This window comes from Mesorhizobium sp. M6A.T.Ce.TU.002.03.1.1, assembly GCF_003997275.1.
In the GTDB taxonomy this organism is placed as follows: domain Bacteria; phylum Pseudomonadota; class Alphaproteobacteria; order Rhizobiales; family Rhizobiaceae; genus Mesorhizobium; species Mesorhizobium mediterraneum.
Map to the genome: position 1 here is coordinate 22024 of NZ_RZTI01000037.1, position 24692 is coordinate 46715.

Consider the following 24692-nt stretch of genomic DNA (forward strand, 5'->3'; position numbering starts at 1 on the left):
CAGGAAAGAGGCCGAACACATGCCCTTTCGCCGATACGCTGTCGATTGGTCCAGTCTGCTGCGCTATGGGCGCAACTATTGCGCGGGGTGCGTCACCAGCAGCTGGCGGTCCAACGTCTGCGACATCACTGCCACGGCGACCGCCATCAGGGCGAGCGCTGCGCCGACCAGCGGCAGATTGGCATAGGACACGCCCAGCGAAAGTGCCACGCCGCCCACCCAGGCGCCGGCGGCATTGCCGATGTTGAAGGCGCCCTGGTTCAGCGTGGCGGCGAGGTTGGGCGCTTCGGAGGCCGCTTCGACGACACGGATCTGTAGTGGCGGTACGATGACGAAGACGAGCAGGCCCCATAGGAAAACGATGAAGATGGCCACGGCTGCGATGGCGCCGAATTCGGCAAAGCCGACGAGCAGCAGCGCCAGCATCAGCAGGGTGCCGATCACCGTCGGCATCAATTTCCAGTCGGCCAGCCTGCCACCGATGATGTTGCCGATGGTCATGCCGCCGCCGAACAGCAGCAGCACCCAGGTCACCGTTGCTGTCGACAGGCCGGCGACGTCGGTGAGATACGGCTTTATGTAGGTGAAGACGGCAAACAGGCTGGCCGACGCCAGCGCCGAGATCAGCATGGCCAGCCAGACCTGCAGCTTGCCGAGCACCCGCACTTCGCCGAGCAGGCCGCCGCCGCTCGGTTGGGTGATGCCGGCGGGCACCAGCCAGGCGATGGCTGCGACCGAGATAAGGCCGATCCCGACCACGGCCAGGAAGGTGGCGCGCCAGCCATAGGCTTCGCCGAGTGCGGTGCCGCCGGGAACACCGAGGATGTTCGACAAAGTCAGACCGGCGAACATCAGCGCGATGGCGCTGGCCCGCTTGTTACGCGGCACCAGACTGGCGGCAACGACCGAGCCGATGCCGAAGAAGGCGCCATGGCCGAAAGCGGTGAAGACGCGCGCCGCCATCAGCATCCAATAATTGGGTGCGATCGCGCACAATAGATTGCCGACGACGAACAACATTGCCAGGCCGATCAGCACCGGCTTGCGCGGCATGTGTGCGGTGGCGACCGCGATCACCGGCGCGCCGAAGACGACGCCGAGCGCATAGCCGGTGACCAGCAGACCGGCCGAGGGGATCGAGACGCCGAGGTCGGCGGCGACCTCGGGCAGCAGGCCCATGATGACGAATTCGGTGGTGCCGATACAGAAGGACGCAATGGCGAGCGCTAGGATCGGCAGGGGCATGGTGCGTCCAGAATGAATCGGTTCAAATGGAAACTGTCCGGAGATGTGCCTGGCGCACAAGTGCGATTGCTGCAATGCAGCATTGCAGAAAACGGACAGCAGATCGCGACTACGGCGTGCCTTTGCGCCTGCGGGGATGCAGAGTGGGGGCCCGAAGCCTATGCCAGCGGCTTCAGCTCCTGGGCGATGGTGGGCAGAAGTTCCGAGACGTTGGGGTGAATGTGGGTTGCCCGCGCGAGCGTGCTGACCGGCGCCTTGGCGTACATCAGATCAAGAACGCAGTGGATCGCCTCGTCGCCACCGGGACCGAGCACCGAACAGCCGAGGATTTCCTTGGTGTCGGCGTCGACCAGGATCTTCATAAAACCTTGCGTCTCGCCTTTCTCGACGGCGCGGCCGACGCGGGTCATCGGCCGCTGGCCGAGCAGCGCGCGACGACCGGATTTTCTCACCGCCGTCTCGGTCATGCCGCAGCGGCCGAGAGGCGGATCGATATAGAGCGCATAGGCCTCGATACGGTCGCTGACCTTGCGCGGGTCGTTGTCGAGCAGATTGGCGGCGACGATCTCGTAATCGTTGTATGAGGTGTGGGTGAAGGCACCCTTGCCGTTGCAGTCACCCATCGCCCAGATACCGGGCACGCTGGTACGCAGCTGGTCGTCGACGACGATGAAGCCGCGTTTGTCGATTTCGACGCCGGCCTCGTCGAGACCGAGATCGTCGGTGTTGGGCGTCCGCCCCAGCGCCAGCAATACATGCGAGCCGACCGCCGGCGCCTTGCCGGCGGTGAAGGTCACGGCAATCTCATTGCCCTGCCTGGCGAAGCTGATGTCGTCGGCGCCGAGATGGACCGTGATGTCTTCGTTTTCGAGGATGGACAGGATGGCGGCCGAGACATCCTCGTCCTCGCGGGCGATCAGCCGGGGGCTCTTTTCGATCACCGTGACCTCTGAACCGAAACGGCGGAACATCTGTGCGAATTCGAGCGAGACGTAGCTGCCGCCGACGACGACGAGATGGCGCGGCAGCTCGTCGAGATCCATCATCGACGAGTTGGTCAGATACGAAATGTCGTTGACACCGGGCAGGTCGGGCACCGAGGCGCGGCCGCCGGTGTTGAGGAATATTCTTTCGGCGGTCAGAAGATCATCGCCGACGCGCACGGTGTTAGCGGATTCGAAGCGCGCGTGGCCGCGATAGAGCGTGCACTTGTCCATGTCGGCAATCCAGCTCTCGAGATTGCCGCGGGCGTCGTTCGACACCTTGTCCTTGCGCGCCTTGATCGCCTTGTAGTCGACGCCGACCGGACCGGAGAGCGTCACGCCGTAGTCGGCGGCGCGGCGAGCGAGATGCGCGGCGTAGGCACTTGCCACCATGGCCTTGGTCGGCATGCAGCCGGTGTTGACGCAGGTGCCGCCGACCAGCTTTCGCTCGATCAGCGCCACGCTCATGCCGGCCGCCGTCAGCCGGCCGGCGAGCGGCGGGCCGGCCTGTCCGGCGCCGATGATGATGGCGTCGAATGTCTTTGCCGTCATGCCACCGCCGCCACGATCAGCAGGCCGCCGATGATCGCCACCGCGTCCTCGATAAGGGCGGCTGGCAGGTCCTTGCCGAAGGTGATGGCCAGGCGCTTGCGCAGCTCGGCGCCGCCCAGCGTGCCGATCACTGCGCCGATGGCGCCGGCGACCAGGCCGCCGATGGTGGCGCCGCCGGTCGCGCCGATCACCGCGCCGGTGAAGGCGCCCATGACGATGCGTGCGCCGAACTGCTGCGGTACCTTGCGGCTCGGCGTCGATGGCAACTGGTCGGTGACCAGCTCGACGATGGCCAGGATGGTGAAGATGCCTACGGTGATCCAGTGCCCCATGAAGCTGGCCCAGGTTCCAGCGACCGGCAGCCAGCCGAGCCAGGCACCCCAGGCGACGACGGCGGGCGCGGTCATGGCACGAAGGCCGGCAACGACGCCGATCAGAAGTGCAAGAATGTACAGCATGATTGATCCCCTCGATCGCCGGGCTCGGGACAGCCCAGTCAAAGCAGGCTAGCATAGGCGCGGCATTTGACCAGAGGCCTGCGATCTGTGGCGTTACCCGATCTTTATGGACTGTGCTTTGACACCACGTTGAAACAGCATGGCAAGGCAGGAGGACATCGCCTTGAACACAAGCGAGCGCACAAAAATGGCAGCGGGCGAGTGGTATACTTGTCTCGATCCAGAGCTGGAGGCGCTGCGGGTCATGGCGCGCGACGCGGTGTTCGAGCATAATTCGCTGCCGCCCCGGCAGCGCGGCGACATCGGACCGGCCCTGAAGTCGCTGCTCGGCGTAGTAGGCCCGGGCGCCCGGATCGAGGCGCCGTTCCACTGCGCCTATGGCTTCAACATTGTTCTCGGCGACGGCGTCTTCCTCAATGCCGGGTGCACCATCCTCGATACCGCGCCAGTCCGCATCGGCAAGGGAACGCTGCTCGGCCCCAATGTGCAGATCTATTGCGCCGAGCATCACAAGGAGGCGGCGGGTCGACAGGCAGGACTGGAGATCGCGAAGCCGGTCGAGATCGGCGACAATGCCTGGATCGGCGGCAGTGCCATCATCCTCGGCGGGATCAGCATCGGCGACGGCGCCATTGTCGGCGCCGGCGCGGTAGTGACTCGCGACGTGCCGCCAAACACCACGGTCGTCGGCAACCCGGCGCAGTCCGTCAGGCGCGGCTGAGCATGAGCGGGTATTAGAGCGAGGTAAGCCCGGTCATTTGGCAGGAGGTGGATGCAATCGTGTGTCGAGCGCAAAGGCCTCCTGGATCTTCATGGCATATGCGCCCTTCGCGACGCTCACGTCGAAGATCAGGTTCCAGCTATTCTGGGACACCGCGCTCGGAATCACCACGAACCGATGTCGTTGGAGAAGATCATCGCCGAATGCCTGTTGCCCAGAACTCGGGATGCCCGGACGCAGCCAATTAGGGTTGGGAACGGCGCCAGGGTTGACGATATGCACTTCCGTGACATCGCTGATTATCGCCGCGGTCATCACATGCGCGATCGTGTCGAGCGCCCTGAAGCCCTTATGGACTGCGACTTCGAGAATCGCAGTCGAAGGATCGATTGAGCAGTAGACTGCGCGCACGCCCCTGCTGTTCCATCGTCCGCCGACCCTGTATGCGCCCTCGCCACTGTCCCATGTAGGCGCGAACGCAGCCTGATCGAGACGCCAGCCAACGAGGTCGGAGCCGCCAAGCGCGGCCGGGAGCGGCGTCATGCATAAACGCCATATTCAAGCCGTTCGAGGTAGTCCTCTACAAGCTCGACACCCGCCGGGGTTGCCAGAAGATCGATGGGACGGCGCTGGTCGAGCCCGATCGCCGGGCGCTCCAGCCATTGCTCCGCTTCCGCTTGCGAACCGAACACATCGGTCGCTTTCGACAGGATCTCCGCGAATTTCCAGGTTCGTCCGCTCTGGTCCTGGCTGAGAGGCTTGGAAGGAGCATCCTTACGGCGCTGGTAGGTGCGCAAGCTCATGCCGACGGCCTTCTCGAGCGAATCAGTCTTCTGGATGAAGACGAGCTGCCCAAGGAGATGGTCCAGCGCCGAACCCGGCAGGCCGTGCACAAGCAGCTCATGGGCATCCAATGCGCTCCTGAGGTGCCGCGATAGAATGCGAGTGCCGCCGAGCAACCTGGCCACCTTCTGAAGTTCACTATTTTTTGCTGCTGGTGCAGTCTTTTCCAATGCCATCGCCACGGCGTGCCTCTTAGCGTCATCTGTCACTTTAATATATGACAGATGACGCAAGCCTTTTCAAGGACGGTAGGGTCGGGAGCAGAGAAAGGCAGCGCAAACCTGAAGCGATTGCCTCACCTCGGCGCGTACGCCACGCGCTCCTCCTGAGTGCTCTTAGAGAACTCTCGCCGGTACTGCGCGGGCGTGGTTCTGAGCCGCGCCGCGAAGTGCTGGCGCAGCGATGTGGCGCTGCCGAACCCGGCTTCGAAGGCAACCGTGTCCATCGATTTTTCCGTCGCTTCCAGCAGCCGCTGTGCCAGCGCGACGCGCTGGTCAATCAGCCAGTCGCCGAAGCTGGTGCCGATCGATTTTTGAAAGCGGCGCGTGAATGTCCGGCGGGTGAGGCCGGCGGCGGCGGCGACGCTGTCCAGGCTATGCGTCTCGTCCAGCGTTTTGCGCACCTTGTCGAGTGCCTGTGTGAAGCGATCCGCGTTGCCGGTTCTAGCGATGGGACGTTCTATGAACTGCGCCTGCCCGCCTTGCCGATGGGGAGAAAGCACGATCTGCCGAGCAAGCCGAAGAGCCGCCTCCGCGCCGTAGCGGGCCCGCACGATATGGAGACAGCAGTCAAGCCCGGCGGCGACGCCGGCAGATGTCATGACATCACCATTGTCGATGTAAAGCACGTCCGGGTCGACGATCATGTCGGGATAAAGCGCCTGTAGCTGCTCGGTATAGGCCCAATGCGTCGCGGCTCGCCGCCCCGAAAGCAGTCCTGTCGCCGCAACAGCGAACGTGCCGAGGCACAGTCCGACAATCAATGCGCCGTTCCGGTGCGCTCGCAGCAGGGCCTCTACCAGAAACGCCGGTGGCGGATCGTCGAGGTCTCGCCAGCTTGGGACGATCACAATGTCTGCGCCATCGAGGCTGCCCAGCCCGTGCGGCGCAGTCACGGTCAACCCTGCTTCGGTATGGATAGGCCCGCTTTCGATTGCACAGATGCGGAAGTCGAAGCGCGGCAAGCCGAGCGCGGCGCGATCCTCTGCGAATACAAGGCATGGCACGGAGAGGTGGAACGGACTGATGCCATCGAAGGCGATGGCGGCAACGATCGGATCGGCCATGAGGAGCACCAATGAGGGTTAGAGCCGGATTGTCCCAATTCTTTCGAATAATGTCAATTGGGACACTTTTTGCAATCCGGCAGCAGGCCTATCCTCGACCAATCGAAGCCAAACGAGAAAGGAAAATTTGATGTCTGAACCAGTCAAAGGCAAGGCGCCACGCCGTGCCCTCATCGTCGTCGACATCCAGAACGACTATGACGGCGGCAACCTCGCCATCCAATATCCGCCGTTTCGCGACAGCGTCGTCAACGCGGCACGAGCGATGGACGCGGCCGCCGAGGCAGGCGTCAAGGTCGTGGTCATCAAGCAGCTGGCGCCAGAAACGTCGCCGATTTTCGCCAAAGGCAGCCACGGCGCCGAATTGCATCCCGAGATATCAAGGCGTAGCCGTGACCATTACGTCGAAAAGACCTTGCCGAGCGCCTTCACCGGCACGGACCTCGAGGACTGGTTGCGCTCCAACGCCATCGATACGATCACCGTCGTCGGCTATATGACGCATAATTGCGATCTCTCGACCATCATCCACGCCGTCCACATGGGCTTTGCGGTGGAGTTCCTGTCCGACGCCACCGGCTCGGTGCCCTATGCCAACAGCGCCGGCTATGCTTCGGCCGAGGACATCCACCGCGTGGTGACTGTTATCCTGCAGTCGCGCTTCGCCGCCGTTCTCAAGACAGCCGAATGGATCGACTGCCTGAAGACCGGCACGCTGCCCGAACGCGACACGATCTACGCCTCCAACCAGCGCGCGCTGGCACGGAGCGCCGCTTAAAGCGCGTCGCGCCTGACAGGATTCATGCGACGCGCTTTAAGTTCTTGTTCTTATGCATGTCGTTATCCCAAAACCGCTGCGCACTTTTGGGCGACATGCATTGGAAATTTGTCTCGGGCAAGCAAAAGGGCGCCGTAGCGACGCGGCGCCCTTGTCATTCCGGCCTTCAAAATCTCAGAACAGGCCTTCGATCTGGCCCATCTCGTTCAGGAAGATCTTTTCCGAGGACGGCGCCTTGGGAAGACCGGGCATGGTCATGACCTCGCCGCAGATAACGACGATGAAGCCGGCGCCGGCAGACAATCTGACCTCGCGCACCGGCACGGTGTGGCCGGTCGGCGCGCCGCGCAGGTTCGGGTCGGTCGAGAACGAATATTGCGTCTTGGCCATGCAGACCGGCAGGTGGCCGTAGCCGGCGTGCTCCCAGGCGTGGAGCTGGTCGCGCACCGACTTGTCGGCGATCGCTTCGGAACCGCGATAGATGCGCTGGACGATGGTGTTGATCTTCTCGAACAGCGGCATGGCGTCGGGATAGAGCGGCGCAAACTGCGACGCGCCGGATTCGGCAAGCGCCACCACCCTGCTGGCGAGTTCCTCGATGCCGGCCGATCCGTGGGCCCAGTGCTTGCAAAGGATCGCCTCTTCGCCCATCGAGGCGACGTAGTCCTTCATCGCCTGGATTTCAGCGTCGGTGTCGGAGTAGAAATGGTTGATGGCGACGACCGCTGGCACGCCGAACTGCCTGATATTCTCGACGTGACGGCCGAGATTGGCGCAGCCCTTCTTGACCGCCTCGACATTCTCCTTGCCGAGATCTTCCTTCTTGACGCCGCCGTTCATCTTCATGGCGCGCACAGTGGCGACGATGACGGCTGCCGCCGGCTTCAGGCCGGCCTTGCGGCACTTGATGTCGAAGAATTTTTCGGCGCCGAGATCGGCGCCGAAACCGGCTTCGGTGACGACATAGTCGGCGAGCTTCAGCGCCGTCGTGGTGGCGACGACCGAGTTGCAGCCATGCGCGATGTTGGCGAACGGACCGCCGTGGACGAAGGCTGGGTTGTTCTCCAGCGTCTGCACCAGGTTGGGCTGCATGGCGTCCTTGAGCAGCACGGCCATGGCGCCGTCGGCCTTGAGGTCGCGGGCGTAGACGGCCGACTTGTCGCGGCGATAGGCGACGATGATGTCGCCGAGGCGCTTTTCCAGGTCCTTCAGGTCGGTGGCGAGGCACAGGATCGCCATGACTTCCGAGGCGACGGTGATGTCGAAGCCCCCTTCGCGCGGAAAGCCGTTGGCGACGCCGCCGAGCGAGCAGATGATCTCGCGCAGCGCCCGGTCGTTCATGTCCATGACGCGGCGCCAGACGACGCGGCGGTTGTCGATGCCGAGGTCGTTGCCCCAGTAGATGTGGTTGTCGATCAGCGCCGAAAGCAGATTATGCGCCGTGGTGATGGCATGGAAATCGCCGGTGAAGTGGAGGTTCATGTCTTCCATCGGCACGACCTGCGCATAGCCGCCGCCGGCAGCACCGCCCTTGACGCCGAAATTCGGCCCGAGCGAGGCCTCGCGGATGCAGACGATCGCCTTCTTGCCGATGCGGTTGAGACCGTCGCCGAGGCCCACCGTCGTCGTCGTCTTTCCTTCGCCGGCCGGCGTCGGGTTGATGGCGGTGACGAGGATCAGCTTGCCGTCCTTGTTCGCCTTCACCGACTTGATGAACTCGGCCGAGATCTTCGCCTTGTCGTGGCCGTAAGGCAAAAGATGCTCGCTTGGAATGCCGATCTTCTGGCCAACCTCCTGGATCTGCTTCTTGTCGGCGGCGCGCGCGATCTCGATGTCGGACTTCACTTCGGCCATGGCGGCTTTCCTCTGGATTGGACGGTGGAGGGGACGGGTTTGATCAGTATGGTCGCAAGCCTTTTCGAGACAGCCCGGCACTGCAGGCCAGGGCACGTTCTAGCCCTGTCGCTGCCATGGCGTCAACTTGCATGCAACTATGTTTCCTCTAGAGAAAGGCGGTTCTGTTTCCCGGGCGATCTGTTCCCGGGTCTTCGCGCCCGGTTGTCGCGCCGTATAGAAGCCAGAGCACGCGCCGTTTTGCCGTCTCAAAACAGCCGCGGAATGCACCGAATGCGACAGGGTTCGAGCGCCGGCCTGCGCCTCGGGGAGTTGCGCTAGAATGCGCCGATCTGGTGCATCAGCCCCAAGCCGTCAAGCTGGCCGAAATGTTCGACCACGACGCCGTTCTCAAGACGATCGATGTGAATCACGCCAACCGAGACTCGATTTCCGCTCGGTTCGACGCCATGGAAGATGCCGGTGTGCGTGCCCTCAAAGCGACAGCGCGTGACGACCTTATCGGCATCGCTGACGTAGTCGTCAATGACGTGATGTCCATCCGGGAATCCAACAAAGAACTCGGTCAGGGATTTGCGCCAGTCAGCGAAGCCGATCGGATTGGCGCTGCCGAGATGAACGGCGAGATCTGGAGAGACAAGACTGGACAGTTTATCCCAGTCCTGCGCGTCGATCGTGGCATAGAAATTTCGAGCAACTTCCCGGATATCCATCTCATGTCCTCGCTGGCTGCCGCCCAGCGGTTGAACGACGACGAGACGATCAGGTTCCGGTTCCACGCGATGCGCAGCCGACCTACTGCGTCAGCACGTTGCTGATCTCGACCAGGGGCAGCGGTGATTTCAAGCCAAGACGTCTTTCACTATTGGCTTCCTTCACCGATCCAGAACGGACCTGACCTCGACGAGGTTCGATCGCACCCTAAGCACATAGAATCCCATCGTGGTGAGGTGGGTGGGCATGATCCAGCCATCCTCGCGGCCGTTGGAGATTATGAAAGGCCGTATGGCGAGCGCTGCCTTGAGCTGGCCTTCCACGCTGGTCCACAGCGGTGTGAGGCCGCGATTGTCGAGGATCTGCTGGAAGTCGTGATGCGCCGCCGTGAGGATGCCGTAATAGCCGTAGAGCTGGCCATAGGCGAACCAGAAGCGGTCGTCAGCGCGTGTGTCGAACCAGCCGCTGTTGAAGTTCTGCGAACGGTCGCGGATCATGTCCGATGTCGAGCCTATGTCGCTCGCGATCCGGTCGACGAACTGCATCAGATTGTCGGCGCGCGCGTTGAAGACAACCTCGCATTTCATCAGCCGGTCGTTGAAGGCGCGAAGGCTGGTCGCCGCCGTGCGATAGAAACTCGGCGTCGGGGTTTTCGGACCAAAGGGCCTGAGGCCGAAATACCAGGTTTCCTCGTCGAAGGTGATCGCGCCGCGCGCATCCTGCAGGTTCTGGTCGATCTGGCTGGTGCCGCGGACGCGGCCGAGTGTGTCGACGAGCTCGACCGCGGTGCGCCGGATGGCCTGATTGACCCCGCGCTGGAAGGAGGCCTTGTTGTCGAGAAACGGCGTGCGATCCCAGTCCATCCCGAAGAACCCGAGCTTGTAGAGTATCATCGACGAGATCCAGGCGTTCTCGTTGACGTTGAAATCGATGAGATCGGCCGCGACCTGGACAATGGCCGAGTTTGTGCAGGTCTTGACCTCTCCCTCGACGCCAGCGGTTTCCCCGACGGCAGGAGGAGCGGGCTGCGCCGGGGCGGTTCCGGCCGGCTGGGTGAAATTATACTCCTCCGCATAGGCGGGATTGAAATTGCTCCAGACCTGCGTGTTCCAGATGAAGTAGCCGTAGAGGCCGACCAGCAAGAGCAGAGCGAGGCCGAGCACTGCCTTCAGGATCCAGCCGCGCTGTGTGTACCAGTGCCCAGCCCACATGAACGGCCACAGGATCACACCGATGGCGAAGCCGATACCGCGGCCGATCCACTGGAAAATCCGTGTGAAGAAATTCACGATCGGATCAAGCATGGCGATGTCACCCCCTCGTCAGTCAGCCAAGAATTCGATAAGGTTAGGCATTCAATCAGTAAGGCCGTAGAGGCGTGTGCGAAACGCCACCTTGTCTTTCAGATATGTGGTTTTCAGAACGTCCACAACATGCGATCGCCAGGCGTCGCTGAAGCCGTCATAGTCGCTGTAGAAGCCTGGTTTGTTGAAGACGTAGCGCGAGACGAAATCCTGCGGCACGAAATCCGAGATCAGCTGGTTGGTCAGCCAAGCGTCGGGATGGTCGGGCTTGGCCCGGATCACCAGGAAACGCTGCTGCGGGAAGACGTCCTCAATCTTGAGCCGGCCGAGGTGAGCGATCTCGCGCTTGGCGGCGTTGAGAAAGGGAAAATTGCCGTCCCTGGTGATCAGGTCGGCATGGCCATGGATCCAGGTCTGCAGCCAGACCTTGTCGACGTCGGTCAGATTGCGATCGGGCTCGGCGTCGCGGATCAGCGCGCGCACCACCATCTCGGCGCGATGTTCGAGATAGCCTGATGTTTCGATCCATGAGGCGCGCGGCAGTTCGATGCGGCCGGTCGCGGCAAGGAACTTGAACACCTTGTCGGCATCATTGATCGAGAGGTAGCTCACTTGCCACGGTCGCGAGCGGCGGAAGCCGGGTGCTGCCGGGTCGCTGATCACCGTCGTCATGTCCGGATCGATGAACACATAGAGCCCGCCGAAATGGCTGGTCCAATAGGCGCTGTGGCGAAAGATCACCTGATCCGGCACCAGCGCGTTCTCGCGGATGTCGCCGCAGATCTTGGCAAGCTCCACCATGCGGGTGAGCATGGCATTGTCGCGCCAGGCGTCCGGCTCCTGCTTCAACTGGTCGACGAGCTTGCCGAGTTCGGCGGCCTTGCCCAGCACGTCCTCCGCCGACAGCACCCTGAACTCGACCTGGTTGATCGACAGCAGATCCTCGATGTCGTCGACTTTTGGGACCGAATCCTCGATCTCGCCGTAGATGACATCCTTGATGGTCAGCGCGTCGATGGCGCGCTGGTTCTTCGACATGAACTCGAACATCAGCTGCGAGGTGTTGGAAAAGGCGGTGTGCACCACCGGCAGATCGATCTGCGACGGCGTCAGGATGATGAAACGGCGGTTGATCTCGTTGGGGTCGAGGTAGTTGTAGTCGCCGCATTCCTCGGCCACCTGCGGCGAGAAGCCGGTGCGGTCGATGTCGAAGCTCTTCAGCTTCGTCGGCTTCAGGCCGAAGGCGACCAAAGCCTTGTTATAACGCTGGATGAGATGCGGCTCCTCGATGGTCAACAGCCGGCCGTAGATCAGCTCGTTCTCGCGCAAAAGGTCGGATTTCTTGGCCATTATTCCTTCTCCCCGTAAACGGGGAGAAGGGAGAAGCGCCAGGCTCACGCATTCCACAGGCCCTTCTTCTTCAGCTCCTCGATCTCGCGCACCGCGCGGTCGCGCAGGCGGGTGTCGCGGATCATCTTGGTCACCGCCGCGTCGTCGGACTTGTCGGAGTAGCGGAACTCCGAGTCGGCGTAGCGGTTGACCTCCTGCATGACCATGTCCATCGAGAATGGCCCACGCAGTTCCTCGATCATCGCCTTCTTGTCGTCGTAGCCCTGGTGCATGAAGACTTCCGGCTTCTCGAACCATTCGTCCGGCAGCTCGATGTCCATGGCGCGCATCTTGATCGCGTCGGTGACGTTCTTGATGGCGCGGCCGGTGAAACGCGGCTCGGCCTCCTTGATCATGTGCAGATAGGTGCCGATGTCGGCCATCGACTTCGGCGCGCCATTCTCCTTCATGTAGCGCTCGTAGACCTTCATCAGCCCGTCTTCCCTGGGCTTCTCGTGCTCTTCATAGGCTTCCATCACCGCGCGCTTGACCTCCTGGGCGGCGTAGAGCTTGTGGTCGCCGAGCGGGATCTTGTGGTTCTTGCCGGCGAGCAGCACGAAGATGTCGATATAGTCGTCGCGGCTCTGTGGGCCGTCGACCAGCCAGCGGGCGCCGGCGCGCTGGCGCAGCGCGTCGTCGACGTTTTCGGGATAGTTGGAGAACATGCCAAAGGAGCAGTTGCCGCGCACCACGGTGCCGGCGCCGGCAAATGCGTCCATCAGGACGCCGGTGATTTCCTGCTGGCCGGCCGAGGCGCGATCGTCAGAGCGGCGCGCCGCCACCTGATCGATGTCGTCGATGGTGCCGAAGCCGATGACGCGCGGGTTCAGCACATTGTTGATGAACTGACGGCAGTTCTGGCCGGATTTGCCCTGGTAGGAGGAGATCTGATCGACGCCGAAATTCTCGTAGGCGAAGGGATATCCGGCGACCTGACAGTAGCCGTTGACGAGACCGGCGATCATCTGGATCAGCGTCGTCTTGCCGGTGCCGGGCGCGCCATCGCCGATGAAGGTGAACAGGAAGCCGCCGAGCTCGACGAACGGGTTCAGCTCGCGCTCGAAATCGTAAGCCATCAGCATCTTGGCGAGTTTGACCGACTGGTATTTGGCGATGTGATTGCCGACAACCTCCTCCGGCTTCTTGAAGGTCATCACCAGCGGCTTCGACCGCTTGCCCGGCGCGACGTCGAAGCCATCCAGGGTAAAGTCGTCGACGTCGATGCGGATATGCGCGTTCTCGAACGGGCCGATGCCGTCGAAGCGGCCCTTTCGCGCCAAAAGCCCGTCGATGGCGACACGGGCAAAGGCGCGCCCCCGTGTCATCAGATCGGCGTCGTCCTTCGCGCCTGAAATCGCCCTGTCGAGCCCGGACACGATCGACTTCACCGCGTCCTGTGGCGTGTCGAACAAAAAGTCCGGCTCGGGCGTGTCGTTCGGCGCCTCGCCGTCGCTGTCGATCAGCTGGAACAGGTAGGAGGCGAGGCTGAAGGCCGAAATATAGGCCGAGGCCGACAGCAGCTTCTTGAAGGTGGCGGCCTCGTCGCCTTCGAGCGGCGCGCGGGCGTTTTTCGCCTGCAGGCTTTCGAGGTCGGAACCTTCTGCGAAGACGTCTGATATGGCCAGGGCGATCGCCAGCCCGCGCCGGGTGCGAAACAAAAGCATGTGCTGCGCAATGCTCAGCAGCTGATCGCCGGGATGGACGGCAGCGACTGTCTTGGCCAGCTCGACCTCGCGCGTGCGCCTGACCGAGCCGACCGAGACGGTCGAGACGAAGCGGCGGTTGGTGCCGGCAAGTGCGGTGCCGGATTCCCGCGACGGGTCCTCCAGCACGACGATGCGGGTGATGAAGCTCTGCGCCGTGGCGCGGTGCTTTTCGATTGCCGCTTCCGAAATCGTGGTCAGGCCGGTGTCCATGAAGGATACTCCGCGGTTTGACGGTCAGACGTCACTGATGACCTGTCCTTTGGACAGGATGTGGACCTTGTAGCCCGAAAAGATCTTCTGCGCCTCGCCGGCGGCGTAGAGCGCCTGATAGGCCTCATGCGGAATCAGCGCGTGGTTCTCGTAGCTCGACACGCCCTGCCGCGCAGCCTCCAGGTCGTCGGTGTCGATGAAGAACTCCTGCGTCGTCTTCTCGCTTGAAAACAGACCTTTGCGGCCTGGCTTCTCGGCCTTGGAATAGACCTCCTGGATGGTCCAGGTCAGGAGCCAGGCGTTTTCCGGCTTGCGCACCTTGGCCAGAACGTCGGTCACCGTCGAATTGTTCTCGGTGATCCCTGCCGAATAGAAGGGACCGAGCACGACGCGGCGCAGCTGCTTCGGGTGGAGCGGCTCGAAATCCTTGTCGAGGTTGACGGCGATCGTCGCCGGCGACAGCGTGTAGGCGGAATTCTTCTCGGTGAAGTCATCGAAGCGATGGGCAAGCTCGGGATTGAGCAGCCCTTCAACGGGAAGCGGAATGTCGACCTTCTCGTTGAGCTTGCCGTTGCGGTCGACAAGCTGCTCGATCATCTCTTCGGAGGAATCCTCGACCGTCACCATGTAGACCAGCGGCAGGTTGGCGCTGCCGTCGAAGGTGGCCCAATGGACGAGGTAGTAAGGCCGCCCCGTCTTCGGATTGACCGAGACTTTTGCCGTCTGCGCCAATGTGAAGGGCCCGAAGGTCGTCTCGCCCTTGACGCCCTCCAGATAGAGCCGCTCGGCCATCGACTTCTGCAGCGCTTCGGGGAATTGCTTGTGACGCAGGATGAAGTCGGCCATTTCCTCGCGCAACTCGTCGGCCAGCGGTATGTTGGCGAGACGCGTATCGGCCTGGCGGCGGTCGTTCTCCAGTTCGAGCAGGTTCTGGAAAACCGGAAAGCCGCTTTCGGCGCGCGAAATGCGGAACGTCTCCATGAAACCCAGCCGGTTGCGCCAGCAGGCAAAGGAGTTGTCGAGCCGCGCAATATATTCGGCGACGATCTTGGCGACGATGCCGTGCCGGTAGAGCGGCGAGCGATCGTCGCGCATGAACACTTCGAGGCCGCTGAGCGCTGCCGTGATCGCCGAGAAATAACGCGTTGCCGCTTCGTTTTCGGGGGTCATGCAGCCAGCCCTTGGGAGGTATGCGAGCGCAGCAATTACGACTGCACGTAGTTTGCCGCATTGTGCTTCTTCAGCACGTCGTCGAAGCGGCGGGCAAAGGCATCGTCGGCCAGCTTCTTGCGGCGCTGGATGTCGGCGGTCGCCACCATGTTCTTCTCGTGCATTTCGAGGAGATCGCCAATGTGCTTCTGCGAGGCAGCACCAATGCCGGCCATGGTCTCCTCGGCGGTGTTGTCGACCTGGCTGCCCAGCGTGTTGATCTTGTGGGCGACGTCCTGCTGGGCGGCGGTCTTCAGCGAGTCTTCCAGCGCCTTGTAGAGCACGATGCGCTGCTCGGTATCGATGGTCAGCTTGTTGATCAGCGTCGACTGTGCCGCGATCTGGTTGTTGAGCGAATCGACGAAGGTCTGGAACATCGAGGTGTAGCGTTCCAGCGTCTGGCTTTCGGCCAGCAGCTCCTGCTCCTTGGCCTGCTTTTCGTTGTATTCCGTCGCCAGTTTCGAACGCTCGCCTTCAAGCTGCGTGCGCTCCTTCTGGCTGGTCGAGGCGGCGATCTTGTTCTCGATGTCGAGCAGCATCGGGTTGAGCTCTTCGATGCGCTTCTGCACGGTCTCGAGATTGGACATGGTTGTCTTGCGGCGTTCGATCACCTGCGACAGGCTGGCCTCGGAGGTCTTGTAGCGCTGGTCGAGAACCTGCTTCTGCGCCTTGAGGATGCCGACGATGGTATCGGATTTCGCCAGCAGCTCCTGCAGATTGCCGGCCAGCGACATGTTGCGGACACGGTCGGTGCGCATGCGCTGCTTGCTCTGACTGGAAAATATGCCGATGAAGCTTTCCCAGCCGGTGTAGTTCTTCATGCTCTCGAATTCGGCGCCGAAGACGTTGGTGGCGTCCTCCAGCCCGATGATCAGGTCGGCGATGTTGCCTTCCATCACCTTCTGCTGCTTCAGCACATCCTCGATGCGGGCGTTCTCGAGGTCGAAATTGGCGTCGCCGATCTTCTTGTCGGTCTTGGCGAGCGTGTCGAGCACCGTGCCGGACTGCTCGATTTTCGTGCGCATGTCCTGCACGACCTGCTTGGTCTTGGCAATTTCGGCATCGAAATTCTGCAATGTCGCCATAGGGGCCTCCCGCTTCGGCATCTGTTTCGTGTCGCGAACCGCCGCGAATATATGTGTGGCATGGGGGGAAGGGAAGGTGGAAGATTAGCAGGCCGATAAAGGATGGCGCCGAAGCCTGAAACAAAAAACCCGCCTCGCGGCGGGTGGTTGGCGCAATCAGCACCATACCCAAATCAATAGCATAACTGCCGTCACAAAGCAACCAATTGCGTTTCTTCCCGGTCGACAGGCTGCCACTGGACATTTGGTCAGCCGACGCGACAATGGCGCATGGAATCTGGCTGGGCGGCGCCTTGAACTTCGGCAATGGACTGAAACAATTCCGGCGGCGGCTGCGCGCGCAAGTGCGTGGGCTGATGCGGTCAAGGATGCCGGTCGCCATGATCACCGGTTCCGTCGGCAAGAGCACGACGAGCCGGATGCTGGCACGTATTCTCGAATGTCAGGGGCATGTCGTCGGCCTGACGACGACCGACGGCATTTATGTCGGCAGACAGATGATCCAGAGTGGCGACCGCGCTGGCTACAGCGGCGCGCGCACTGTGCTCGCCAGGCCCGACGTGACCGCCGCGGTTCTGGAGACGGCGCGCGGCGGCCTTAACCGGCGAGGGCTTTACCTCGGACGTTGCGACGTGGCGGCACTGCTCAACGTGCAGGACGAGCAGATCGGCATGGACGGCATCGAAACCGTTGCCGATATGGCCAGGCTGAAACGCAAGGTGACAGACGCCGCTCGGCGCGTCGTGCTTGGTGCTGATGACCCGTCGTGCCGTTTGCTGGCGGAGCAATATCGCCCGGGCCGGGTCACGCTGTTCGGCTTCGAGACACAAGACGATCTGGTCAGGCGTCACATTGCTGGAGGTCACGTCGCTTTCGTGGTCGAACATGAAGCGGGCCGCGAATGGATCGTTCGCCGCCAGGGCGACGCACGCCATTTGGTCGTCGACGCCTGGCAACTGCCTTCCTCGATGAACGGAGCCCTGCGCCACAACATAGCCAACGCAATGGCTGCGGCCGCACTTGCCGACGCCCTCGGCGTCCCTTTGGCCGTCATTGCCGAGGCGCTGCTTTCGCTATCGAATTCGGCAGAAGATTTGCCCAGCCGGTTCAACATTTTTGACCAGTATCCGTTCCGGATCGTGGTTGACCGGGCCAACAGTCCGCCCGCCACGCGGGCTTTGGTTGCGGCAGTGGCCCGAATCCCGGTTTCGGGCCGGCGTCTTTGCATGGTCAGCTGCTGGGGCAATCGCCCAGGGTTCAACTACGAGCGGGTCGCCGCTGCGATCACGCCGGGATTCGACATTTTCATATGCTACGAAGAGCCGATCTTCCGGCGCGGACGGCCGCCAGCCAAGATTGTCGAGTTGCTCAAGGCAGGTCTGATGAACTGCGGCGTGGCGGAAACCCGGATCCACAACGCCGGCAGTTACGAGGAAGGGCTGCGGCTGGCGGCCAGCCTCGCCACGGCGGACGATCTCCTGCTGGTGCTCGGCGCGCATGTCGGCGACATCAAGCCGGTCATGGACGACGTCTTCGGCCCAGTCAGGTTGAAGGACGACGCGGGAAGGGCGTGAAGCGCCGCCAGAGGCTCGCGCGTTTTCGTACCGCGCGCAGTTCATCTTTCTCGGCTGCGCGTATCTCCCGATGTTGCTCGAATGGAATCAGGTATTTCCCGCACTCCAGACAGCTTCTGGGATATCCGCAAACCGGCTCCCAGCAGCGAACATCGTGGTCTGCGGCAAGGGCTATGCGCTCGAGATGCAGATTGCGTGAGCCTTTGACCAGAATGACTTCGTCCGGCCGTTGCGTGGCCCTGACGTGCTCGGCGACTTGGCGGACCGAGCGCATTTCGAGGAAGCGGCCACTGTCGCGATCCTCTTGTGTCGCGCCCGAACGATGGGCATGCTCGCCGACGAAGACAATCTGGTCGCAAATCGCGCGCGCGGCGCGATAGGCGCTGCCATAGGCCTTTGCCGGCTTGCCGGCATAGTCGGCGATATGACCAAGCACCACGCGCTTGTAACCGGCATCGGCATGCCCAAGCATGTCGAAGGCCAGCCCGAGCGAATGAAATGGCGTCTTCGCCGTGTCGACAAAGAACGTCGGCCCCTCACGCACCTGCCATACGCCGCACCGGGTCGGCATCGGCTCGAAGGTAGAGACCCTTTCGGCGATAATCCTGGCATCGACCCCGAGCTCAAGCGCCGCCGCAGCCGCTGCCGCCACGGCAAGCCAGAAATGTTCGGCGATGAGGCGTGTCCTGAGCGCAAGTGCGCCGCCTGGCCAGTGTATCGTCATGCTCAGTCGCTGGGGATAGGCGGCATGAATGTCGCATGCGCGGTATCGGGCGCGCTCCGAGCGGCCGAAGGTCACGGACGGCGCAACGGTGTTCAGTGCCATCGCCGCGATAAGATCATCGTCGACGTTCAGGATGGCGAGGCCGTCCGGTGCCAGCGACTCGACCAGCGCCTGTTTCTCTGCGGCGACAGCAGCTCTGCCGCCGAATGCCGAGTGGTGCTCGTCGGCAATCAGCGTCATGATGGCGATGTCGGGTTTCAGAACCGAAGCCATCCGCGCCATGTCCCCCTTGGCCATGACCCCTAGTTCCATCACCGCATAGGCTGAATTTCGCTGCAAGCGCCAAAGCTTTTCGATCAGCCGGTTGAATGTGTTGCTCACCGTCAATTTGTGAACGGAACCGCTGCCTTCAAGGATATGAGCCAGAAGCTCCGCCGTCGTGGTCTTGGCCGAGCTGCCGGTGATGCCGATCACGGTGGCTTTCGTTCGTCGACGGCGCAAGCGCGCCATCGCTACGCGATATTTGCCCTTCAATCGCCGCAAATTGGATCGCAAAGGTCCGGCGCGGTCGAGACCGAGCAGGCGTTTTGCTCGTGCGGAAAGTTGCTCCATTTTGTCTACACTTCCCCCCTGCGGCCCGGCGGGACGACCGGACAGGTGTTCATCTTCTACCTTGTCCACAGCCCGTTGCAACGTTGCGCCAGAGGGAGTCTGCACCGGCGTTGCCAATGTGAGGTTATGGCTTGGCGGCCGGCCGCGGCGCCGACAGGCCGTCGACGGCCTGCAGGATCGTCCGTTCGATCGCCGCGAAGGAATGCCTGTCGCGCACGAACGCCCGCCCCGCATCGGCCATCCTGGCGGCCTTCTGCGGCTCTGCGGCGAAGGTCACGATTTTCGCGGCAAGCTCGCCGGCATCGCGGCCGGACAGAAAGTGCGTGCCTGCTTCCAGGCAGAGCCCCTCGACAGCCTTTTTCGTGGCGCAGATGACCAGTCCGGCGGCCATCGCCTCCAGCACCTTGATGCGGGTTCCGCCGCCGAACCTCAGCGGGATCGGCGCATAGCCGGCGGCGGCCAGCAGGTCCGGCAGGCGCGGTGGGTTTTCGACGAGATTGAGCCCGTGCTTAGCGCAGTAGTGGCGCACGATTCCCCGCGGGTTCTTGCCGGCGACGGTGATCGACCAGTCGCGGCCGGACGCCGCAAAGCGCGGCACCATCTTGCGACCGATCTGCTTGACCGCGTCGATGTTGGGGAAGTAACCGAGGTGGCCGATAAAGCAGAGGCGGATTTCCTGGTATCGCCGGTCGGCAATCGGCAGGGAAAGCACGGTCTCGTCGGGGATGGGATTGGCGATCACCTTGACGAAGTCAGGGGCAGGGGCCGGTCCCAGTGCCAGCGTCGCCCGGTCCGCTTCGGAGCAGACCCAGACCTGGTCGGCCGTCTTCGCGGCGAGGATATCGGCTTCGCGTGCCTGGGCAATCTTGGCCCGATGCTCGCGAAAACGCCGCAGACGCTGCCACAAGGACAGCGCGCCGATGCGGTCCGCCAGCGTGCGCGAATCGATGTTGTGCAGGTCGACGACGGTCCGACCGCCATGCTCCGGGGCCAACGCCAGCAATTGCGAAAGCGCGATGTCTTCGACCACGACGAGGTCGGGCGCGAAATTTTTCCAGATCGCGGCCGCTTCGGCAAGTTCGTCGGCCGGGATCAAATGCACGGTCGGATGCGCGCTGCGCTTCTGCCAGGGGCCGCGACCGCGGGCCGCCTCGATGATCCGGTGCCGGATGTTGGGCGGCGGGGAGGGCGCCGGCCCGCCAGTGAAGCTCACGGTCAGAACTTCGCCGAGCGCGGTGAGCGCCCGCGCATTGGCGGCGTTCCTGATTTCGGCGCCCGAAACCGGCGGATACGGACAGTCGACCGTGAATTGCAGAATTTTCATTTTGGCCCCCGCCTGGATCGTAGCTGGGCACCGATGAAAGCGAAATAGGGCTGGTCAGGCTCAATGCATGTCGCACAAAAGCATGTGCGCTTTAGGTGAAGCCGATGAAATCGTCGGGCGAGGCGCGGCCCATTTCCTCTTCCCAATGGCGGCGGCAGAGCGAGACATAGACATCCTTGCCGATCGCCACCTGTTCGCCCTGCCTCGCCACCTTGCCGTCCGCGCCAAGGCGCACGACCATCGTCGCCTTGCGGCCGCAGCGGCAGATGGTGCGCACCTCGCGCAATTCGTCTGATATCGCCAGAAGCGCACGCGAGCCGGAAAACAGCTTGCCCTGGAAATCCGTGCGCAGGCCGTAGCACATCACCGGGATGTCCAGCCGGTCGGCGATGCGGGCGAGCTGCCATGCTTGCTCCTCCTCGAGGAACTGTGCCTCGTCGACGAAGACGCAATGCACCGTCGTATGGTCGTGATGCTCGGCGACCCGGGCGAACAGATCGTCGCCGTCGCGGAACATCTCGGCTTCCGTCTCAAGGCCGATGCGCGACGAGATCAGCCCGGTATCGCCCTTGCGGTAGTGGCCGGCGACGAACAGCATCGTCGTCATGCCGCGCTCGCGGTAATTGTAGGAAGCCTGCAGCAGCATCGTCGTCTTGCCGGCATTCATCGTCGCATAGTGGAAGTACAGCTTGGCCATGCCGCCCTTTTAAGCCGAGTTCGCATGGCGCGGGGAGGGGGCGTCCTCACATTCCACCGGAAAGGCGCATTTCATCGGAAAGCGGCTGGCCAGCAGAAAAGCGGCTGGAGCAGCAGGCAGCGTGTCGCTGATCGGCCAGTCCGCGCCGTTGATCGCGATTGCCTTATTGCTTGAAACCGCACCAGAATGGTGTTTGGCTGACGAAACAAAGCGGAGATAAAAACCGTAACTTCGCTTCGCCAAAGAATCGAAATGGGAGAATTTTTATGTCGCGTCTCAATTCCTTCGCCGCCGGCCTCGGCCTCGCGGCTTTCCTGTCCACCAGTGCAGCTTTCGCCGCCGATCCGGAAAGCTGTAAGACGGTGCGTCTCTCCGATGTCGGCTGGACCGATATCCAGGCGACGACCGGCGTCGCCTCGGTGCTGCTCACCGCGCTCGGCTACGAGCCGGAAGTGATCCAGCTTTCGGTGCCGGTGACCTACGCGTCGCTGAAGAACAAGGACCTCGACGTCTTCCTCGGCAACTGGATGCCGTCGATGACCGCCGACATCAAGGAGTACACCGCCGACGGCTCGGTCGAGACCGTCAGCGAAAACCTCAGCGGCGCCGGTTACGGCATCGTCGTGCCGACCTATGTGGCGGACGCCGGCGTCAAGACGCTGACCGACCTCGGCAAGTTCAAGGACAAGTTCGACGGCAAGATCTATGGCATCGAGGCCGGCAATGACGGCAACCGCATCATCCTCGACATGATCAAGGACCCGGCGACCAATCTCGAAGGTTTCGAACTGGTCGAATCCTCCGAGGCCGGCATGCTCACCCAGGCCGAGCAGTCGATGAAGAACAACGAATGGATCGCCTTCCTCGGCTGGACGCCGCATCCGGTGATGGGCGCCATGAAACTCGCCTATCTCGACGGCATGGGCGACAGCGGCTTCGGCGCCGCCACCGTGCATACCAACGTGCGCAAGGGCTACATGACCGAATGCCCGAATGTCGGCAAGTTCATCGCCAATCTGAAGTTCAATCTGGACATGGAAGGCGAGATGATGGACGCGATCCTGAAGGGCGGCGACGCCAATACGGTCGCGACCGACTGGCTGAAGAAGCACCCGGATGCGGTCACCCCCTGGCTTGCCGGCGTGACCACTTTCGACGGCGGCGATGCGGCGGCGGCGGTCAAGACCGCGCTCGGAAGCTGAGCCGATAACCTTGAATTCGGGATAATTGGAACGAGGGCAGCCACGTAGAAAAGGCTGCCCTTTTTCATATCCTGTGACAAGATGACCGTCCGGCAAGGACGGCGCCGACAGAAGAGGGGCTAGATGGATCCGATCTCCAAATTCCTGGTCAGCTACAAGATTCCGATAGGCGCTTGGGGAAAGGCCTTTTTCACCTTCCTCACCGACAATTTCAACACCGTCCTCAGGGCCTTTTCCAACGGTCTCAATTTCCTGCTCGATGGGATGGTCGACGGACTTCTTCTGTTGCCGCCCGTCCTGCTCATCGCTTTGATCGCTTTGCTCGCCTATGTCCTGCAGCGCTCGAAGGGCCTGGCGCTCGCCGTCTTCATCGGATTGCTGTTCATCCTCAACCAGAACCTCTGGAAGCAGACAGTGGAGACGCTGGTGCTGGTGGTTGCCGCCGCCGCCGCCTCGATGGCAATCGGCGTGCCGCTCGGCATCTGGGCCGCGCACAAGCCGAAGGTCTACCGCATCATGCTGCCGGTGCTCGACCTGATGCAGACGCTGCCGACCTTCGTCTACCTGATCCCGGTGCTGACCTTGTTCGGGCTCGGCAACGCGCCCGGCCTGATCGTCACCATCATCTTCGTCATCCCGACCTCGGTCCGTCTCACCCATCTCGGTGTCGTCTCGGTGCCGAAATCGATCATCGAGGCCGGCGAGGCCTTCGGCGCCACCAGGCGCCAACTGCTCTGGAAGGTCGAGCTGCCTTCGGCCCTGCCCACCATCATGGCCGGCTTGACCCAGTCGATCATGCTGTCGCTGTCGATGGTGGTGTTCGCGGCCCTTATCGGCGCCGGCGGTCTCGGCACCGAGATCAACCGGGCGCTCGGCTCGCGCAGGATCGACCTCGGGCTCGAGGCCGGCCTCGCCATCGTCGTGCTGGCCATCGTGCTCGACCGGATGACCCGCATTGGCGTTGGAGGCAAGAAATGACCGTCGCCGTCGATTTCAGGAATGTCGATATCGTCTTCGGCAGCGATCAGGCCGGCTCGCTGGCGCTCATCGACAGCGGCGCCACCCGCGCCGAGATCCTCGAAAAGACCGGCAATGTGCTGGGCTGCGCCGGGGCAAGCCTCACCGTGCATGAAGGCGAGATTTCCGTGCTCATGGGCCTGTCCGGCTCCGGCAAGTCGACGCTGCTGCGCGCCGTCAATCGGCTGAACGTCGTTTCGCGCGGCCAGGTTCTCGTCAAGGACGGCGACAAGACCGTCGATGTCGTCACCTGCGACGAGGCGACCCTTCGGCGGCTGCGGCAGAAGCAGGTGGCGATGGTGTTCCAGCAGTTCGGCCTGCTGCCGTGGCGCACGGTGGAGGAGAATGTCGGCCTCGGCCTGGAGCTCGCCGGCGTGCCGGAAGCCGAGCGCAAGGAGCGCGTGCATCGCCAGCTCAAACTGGTCAATCTCGACCAGTGGGCAAAGAAATACGCGCACGAGCTTTCCGGCGGCATGCAGCAGCGCGTCGGGCTGGCGCGCGCCTTTGCCACCGAAGCGCCGATCCTGTTGATGGACGAGCCGTTCTCGGCGCTCGACCCGCTGATCCGGACCAAGCTGCAGGACGAATTGCTGCAGCTTCAGGCCGAGCTGAAGAAGACCATCATCTTCGTCAGCCACGACCTCGAGGAGGCGCTGAAGATCGGCAGCCACATCACCATCATGGAAGGCGGGCGCATCGTGCAGACCGGCGCGCCGGAAGACATCGTGCTGCGCCCCGCCAACGACTATGTCCGCGACTTCATCGCCAATGTGAATCCGCTCTCAGTGCTGACCGCCTGGAACGTGATGCGCGACCGCCGCGACCTCGACCACGGCGAGGACGGCTGGGTGTGGCTCGACCGCCGCAAGACGACGCGTTTCAAGATCGACGAGCACGGGTTGGTGGCGGCGGCCGAGCGTGACGGCAAGCCGGCGTTCTGGGTGTCCTGCGCCGATGTCGAGGCGCAGCCGGAGGAGACGGCGCAGGTGTTCTGGGCCAATCCCGGCACCTCGCTGAAAACCGTGATGCTGGCCATGCACCGCTCGCAGACCGCGCCCGTGGCGCTGTTCGACGATCAGTCGCGCTTCGTCGGCGCCATCGGCATCAGGGATGTGTTGAGCGCGGTGTTGAGGCGGTAGTTTTTTCGCCTCGGGGAGAGAACGAAGACCAAACGCCGAGTTTTGTCGCGCCCCCCTCTGTCCTGCC

22 protein-coding genes are annotated in these 24692 nt (G+C 62.7%); 6 read left to right on the forward strand and 16 right to left on the reverse strand.

All coding sequences use genetic code 11. From position 1 onward, the window contains the following. Positions 1-75: 75 nt before the first annotated feature. From EOC93_RS13990 to EOC93_RS14000, 3 genes are all read right to left on the reverse strand, one after another. Positions 76-1245, reverse strand: a complete 1170-nt coding sequence (locus tag EOC93_RS13990) for an MFS transporter (RefSeq protein WP_127204903.1) — start codon at positions 1243-1245, stop codon at positions 76-78. Positions 1246-1403: 158 nt separating this feature from the next. Continuing rightward, on the reverse strand, positions 1404-2780 hold the full coding sequence (locus EOC93_RS13995; RefSeq protein ID WP_127204904.1) for an FAD-containing oxidoreductase: 1377 nt from the start codon (positions 2778-2780) through the stop codon (positions 1404-1406). Then, entirely contained in the window at positions 2777-3238 is a 462-nt protein-coding gene (locus tag EOC93_RS14000) for a DUF4126 domain-containing protein (protein ID WP_127204905.1), read from the reverse strand. Before EOC93_RS14000 ends, EOC93_RS13995 begins: the two co-directional genes overlap by 4 nt. Positions 3239-3401: 163 nt before the next feature. Between EOC93_RS14000 and EOC93_RS14005 the strand changes: the two genes are divergently transcribed. Beyond that, entirely contained in the window at positions 3402-3959 is a 558-nt protein-coding gene (locus tag EOC93_RS14005) for a sugar O-acetyltransferase (protein WP_095484258.1), read from the forward strand. A 33-nt stretch (positions 3960-3992) separates the two neighbouring features. Here EOC93_RS14005 and EOC93_RS14010 read toward each other — a convergent pair whose 3' ends face one another. The 3 genes from EOC93_RS14010 to EOC93_RS14020 all read right to left on the reverse strand — a co-directional run bounded on the left by EOC93_RS14010 (position 3993) and on the right by EOC93_RS14020 (position 6087). Beyond that, positions 3993-4502, reverse strand: coding sequence for an RES domain-containing protein (locus EOC93_RS14010; protein ID WP_127204906.1), 510 nt, complete (start codon positions 4500-4502; stop codon positions 3993-3995). Next, positions 4499-4984, reverse strand: coding sequence for an antitoxin Xre/MbcA/ParS toxin-binding domain-containing protein (locus EOC93_RS14015; protein ID WP_127204918.1), 486 nt, complete (start codon positions 4982-4984; stop codon positions 4499-4501). The genes EOC93_RS14010 and EOC93_RS14015 overlap by 4 nt, the downstream gene beginning before the upstream one ends. Positions 4985-5097: 113 nt before the next feature. Continuing rightward, entirely contained in the window at positions 5098-6087 is a 990-nt protein-coding gene (locus tag EOC93_RS14020) for a helix-turn-helix domain-containing protein (protein WP_126105231.1), read from the reverse strand. A gap of 130 nt (positions 6088-6217) precedes the next feature. Between EOC93_RS14020 and EOC93_RS14025 the strand changes: the two genes are divergently transcribed. Further along, the gene (locus EOC93_RS14025; RefSeq protein ID WP_126105232.1) at positions 6218-6865 is read left to right on the forward strand and encodes a cysteine hydrolase family protein; all 648 of its coding nucleotides are present in this window, start codon (positions 6218-6220) and stop codon (positions 6863-6865) included. 174 nt (positions 6866-7039) lie between these two features. On the opposite strand, the gene EOC93_RS14030 is transcribed toward EOC93_RS14025, so the two are convergent. The 7 genes from EOC93_RS14030 to EOC93_RS14060 all read right to left on the reverse strand — a co-directional run bounded on the left by EOC93_RS14030 (position 7040) and on the right by EOC93_RS14060 (position 16336). After that, positions 7040-8719 (reverse strand): formate--tetrahydrofolate ligase, encoded by a 1680-nt coding sequence (locus EOC93_RS14030; protein WP_127204907.1) that lies wholly within the window; start codon positions 8717-8719, stop codon positions 7040-7042. A gap of 317 nt (positions 8720-9036) precedes the next feature. After that, positions 9037-9498, reverse strand: a complete 462-nt coding sequence (locus EOC93_RS14035) for an ester cyclase (RefSeq protein WP_206532235.1) — start codon at positions 9496-9498, stop codon at positions 9037-9039. A gap of 96 nt (positions 9499-9594) precedes the next feature. Further along, positions 9595-10737, reverse strand: coding sequence for a DUF2333 family protein (locus tag EOC93_RS14040; protein ID WP_127204909.1), 1143 nt, complete (start codon positions 10735-10737; stop codon positions 9595-9597). A gap of 51 nt (positions 10738-10788) precedes the next feature. Continuing rightward, positions 10789-12087: a DUF6638 family protein gene (locus EOC93_RS14045; protein ID WP_127204910.1), complete on the reverse strand. Its 1299-nt coding sequence runs from the start codon at positions 12085-12087 to the stop codon at positions 10789-10791. Positions 12088-12131: 44 nt separating this feature from the next. Further along, positions 12132-14042 (reverse strand): ATP-binding protein, encoded by a 1911-nt coding sequence (locus EOC93_RS14050; RefSeq protein ID WP_127204911.1) that lies wholly within the window; start codon positions 14040-14042, stop codon positions 12132-12134. A 24-nt stretch (positions 14043-14066) separates the two neighbouring features. Then, positions 14067-15212 carry a hypothetical protein gene (locus tag EOC93_RS14055; protein WP_126105238.1) on the reverse strand — a complete coding sequence of 382 codons (1146 nt, stop codon included), beginning with the start codon at positions 15210-15212 and terminating at the stop codon, positions 14067-14069. Positions 15213-15247: 35 nt separating this feature from the next. Continuing rightward, a complete protein-coding gene (locus EOC93_RS14060; RefSeq protein ID WP_126105239.1) occupies positions 15248-16336 on the reverse strand; it encodes a hypothetical protein in 1089 nt (362 codons plus the stop codon). 263 nt (positions 16337-16599) lie between these two features. On the opposite strand from EOC93_RS14060, the gene EOC93_RS14065 reads away from it, so the two are divergent. Further along, positions 16600-17910, forward strand: a complete 1311-nt coding sequence (locus EOC93_RS14065) for a Mur ligase family protein (protein ID WP_126105240.1) — start codon at positions 16600-16602, stop codon at positions 17908-17910. Here EOC93_RS14065 and EOC93_RS14070 read toward each other — a convergent pair. The 3 genes from EOC93_RS14070 to EOC93_RS14080 form a co-directional block, all read right to left on the reverse strand. Then, positions 17879-19246, reverse strand: a complete 1368-nt coding sequence (locus EOC93_RS14070; RefSeq protein WP_127204912.1) for a Mur ligase family protein — start codon at positions 19244-19246, stop codon at positions 17879-17881. The two genes, EOC93_RS14065 and EOC93_RS14070, sit on opposite strands and share 32 nt — an antisense overlap. A gap of 124 nt (positions 19247-19370) precedes the next feature. Further along, positions 19371-20570: a glycosyltransferase family 4 protein gene (locus EOC93_RS14075; protein ID WP_127204913.1), complete on the reverse strand. Its 1200-nt coding sequence runs from the start codon at positions 20568-20570 to the stop codon at positions 19371-19373. A 91-nt stretch (positions 20571-20661) separates the two neighbouring features. Beyond that, complete coding sequence (locus EOC93_RS14080; protein ID WP_095484199.1) at positions 20662-21267, reverse strand: thymidine kinase; 606 nt, start codon at positions 21265-21267, stop codon at positions 20662-20664. 266 nt (positions 21268-21533) lie between these two features. Here EOC93_RS14080 and EOC93_RS14085 point away from each other — a divergent pair, with 266 nt between their 5' ends. From EOC93_RS14085 to choV, 3 genes are all read left to right on the forward strand, one after another. Next, on the forward strand, positions 21534-22469 hold the full coding sequence (locus EOC93_RS14085) for a choline ABC transporter substrate-binding protein (protein ID WP_127204914.1): 936 nt from the start codon (positions 21534-21536) through the stop codon (positions 22467-22469). 123 nt (positions 22470-22592) lie between these two features. After that, positions 22593-23447: a choline ABC transporter permease subunit gene (choW, locus tag EOC93_RS14090; protein ID WP_095484202.1), complete on the forward strand. Its 855-nt coding sequence runs from the start codon at positions 22593-22595 to the stop codon at positions 23445-23447. Beyond that, entirely contained in the window at positions 23444-24625 is a 1182-nt protein-coding gene (gene choV / locus EOC93_RS14095; protein WP_127204915.1) for a choline ABC transporter ATP-binding protein, read from the forward strand. The genes choW and choV overlap by 4 nt, the downstream gene beginning before the upstream one ends. Positions 24626-24692: the final 67 nt, after the last annotated feature.

What these genes read in the sequence shown, in the direction of transcription:
- EOC93_RS14070 (WP_127204912.1), bottom strand. Translation starts at nt 19,246, where the DNA reads ATGGAGCAACTTTCCGCACGAGCAAAACGCCTGCTCGGTCTCGACCGC.
- EOC93_RS14080 (WP_095484199.1), bottom strand. Translation starts at nt 21,267, where the DNA reads ATGGCCAAGCTGTACTTCCACTATGCGACGATGAATGCCGGCAAGACG.
- EOC93_RS14020 (WP_126105231.1), bottom strand. Translation starts at nt 6,087, where the DNA reads ATGGCCGATCCGATCGTTGCCGCCATCGCCTTCGATGGCATCAGTCCG.
- EOC93_RS14065 (WP_126105240.1), top strand. Translation starts at nt 16,600, where the DNA reads ATGGCGCATGGAATCTGGCTGGGCGGCGCCTTGAACTTCGGCAATGGA.
- EOC93_RS14025 (WP_126105232.1), top strand. Translation starts at nt 6,218, where the DNA reads ATGTCTGAACCAGTCAAAGGCAAGGCGCCACGCCGTGCCCTCATCGTC.
- EOC93_RS14010 (WP_127204906.1), bottom strand. Translation starts at nt 4,502, where the DNA reads ATGACGCCGCTCCCGGCCGCGCTTGGCGGCTCCGACCTCGTTGGCTGG.
- EOC93_RS14060 (WP_126105239.1), bottom strand. Translation starts at nt 16,336, where the DNA reads ATGGCGACATTGCAGAATTTCGATGCCGAAATTGCCAAGACCAAGCAG.
- EOC93_RS14045 (WP_127204910.1), bottom strand. Translation starts at nt 12,087, where the DNA reads ATGGCCAAGAAATCCGACCTTTTGCGCGAGAACGAGCTGATCTACGGC.
- EOC93_RS14030 (WP_127204907.1), bottom strand. Translation starts at nt 8,719, where the DNA reads ATGGCCGAAGTGAAGTCCGACATCGAGATCGCGCGCGCCGCCGACAAG.
- EOC93_RS14000 (WP_127204905.1), bottom strand. Translation starts at nt 3,238, where the DNA reads ATGCTGTACATTCTTGCACTTCTGATCGGCGTCGTTGCCGGCCTTCGT.
- choW (WP_095484202.1), top strand. Translation starts at nt 22,593, where the DNA reads ATGGATCCGATCTCCAAATTCCTGGTCAGCTACAAGATTCCGATAGGC.
- EOC93_RS14055 (WP_126105238.1), bottom strand. Translation starts at nt 15,212, where the DNA reads ATGACCCCCGAAAACGAAGCGGCAACGCGTTATTTCTCGGCGATCACG.
- EOC93_RS14085 (WP_127204914.1), top strand. Translation starts at nt 21,534, where the DNA reads ATGTCGCGTCTCAATTCCTTCGCCGCCGGCCTCGGCCTCGCGGCTTTC.
- EOC93_RS14075 (WP_127204913.1), bottom strand. Translation starts at nt 20,570, where the DNA reads ATGAAAATTCTGCAATTCACGGTCGACTGTCCGTATCCGCCGGTTTCG.
- EOC93_RS14040 (WP_127204909.1), bottom strand. Translation starts at nt 10,737, where the DNA reads ATGCTTGATCCGATCGTGAATTTCTTCACACGGATTTTCCAGTGGATC.
- choV (WP_127204915.1), top strand. Translation starts at nt 23,444, where the DNA reads ATGACCGTCGCCGTCGATTTCAGGAATGTCGATATCGTCTTCGGCAGC.
- EOC93_RS13990 (WP_127204903.1), bottom strand. Translation starts at nt 1,245, where the DNA reads ATGCCCCTGCCGATCCTAGCGCTCGCCATTGCGTCCTTCTGTATCGGC.
- EOC93_RS14050 (WP_127204911.1), bottom strand. Translation starts at nt 14,042, where the DNA reads ATGGACACCGGCCTGACCACGATTTCGGAAGCGGCAATCGAAAAGCAC.
- EOC93_RS13995 (WP_127204904.1), bottom strand. Translation starts at nt 2,780, where the DNA reads ATGACGGCAAAGACATTCGACGCCATCATCATCGGCGCCGGACAGGCC.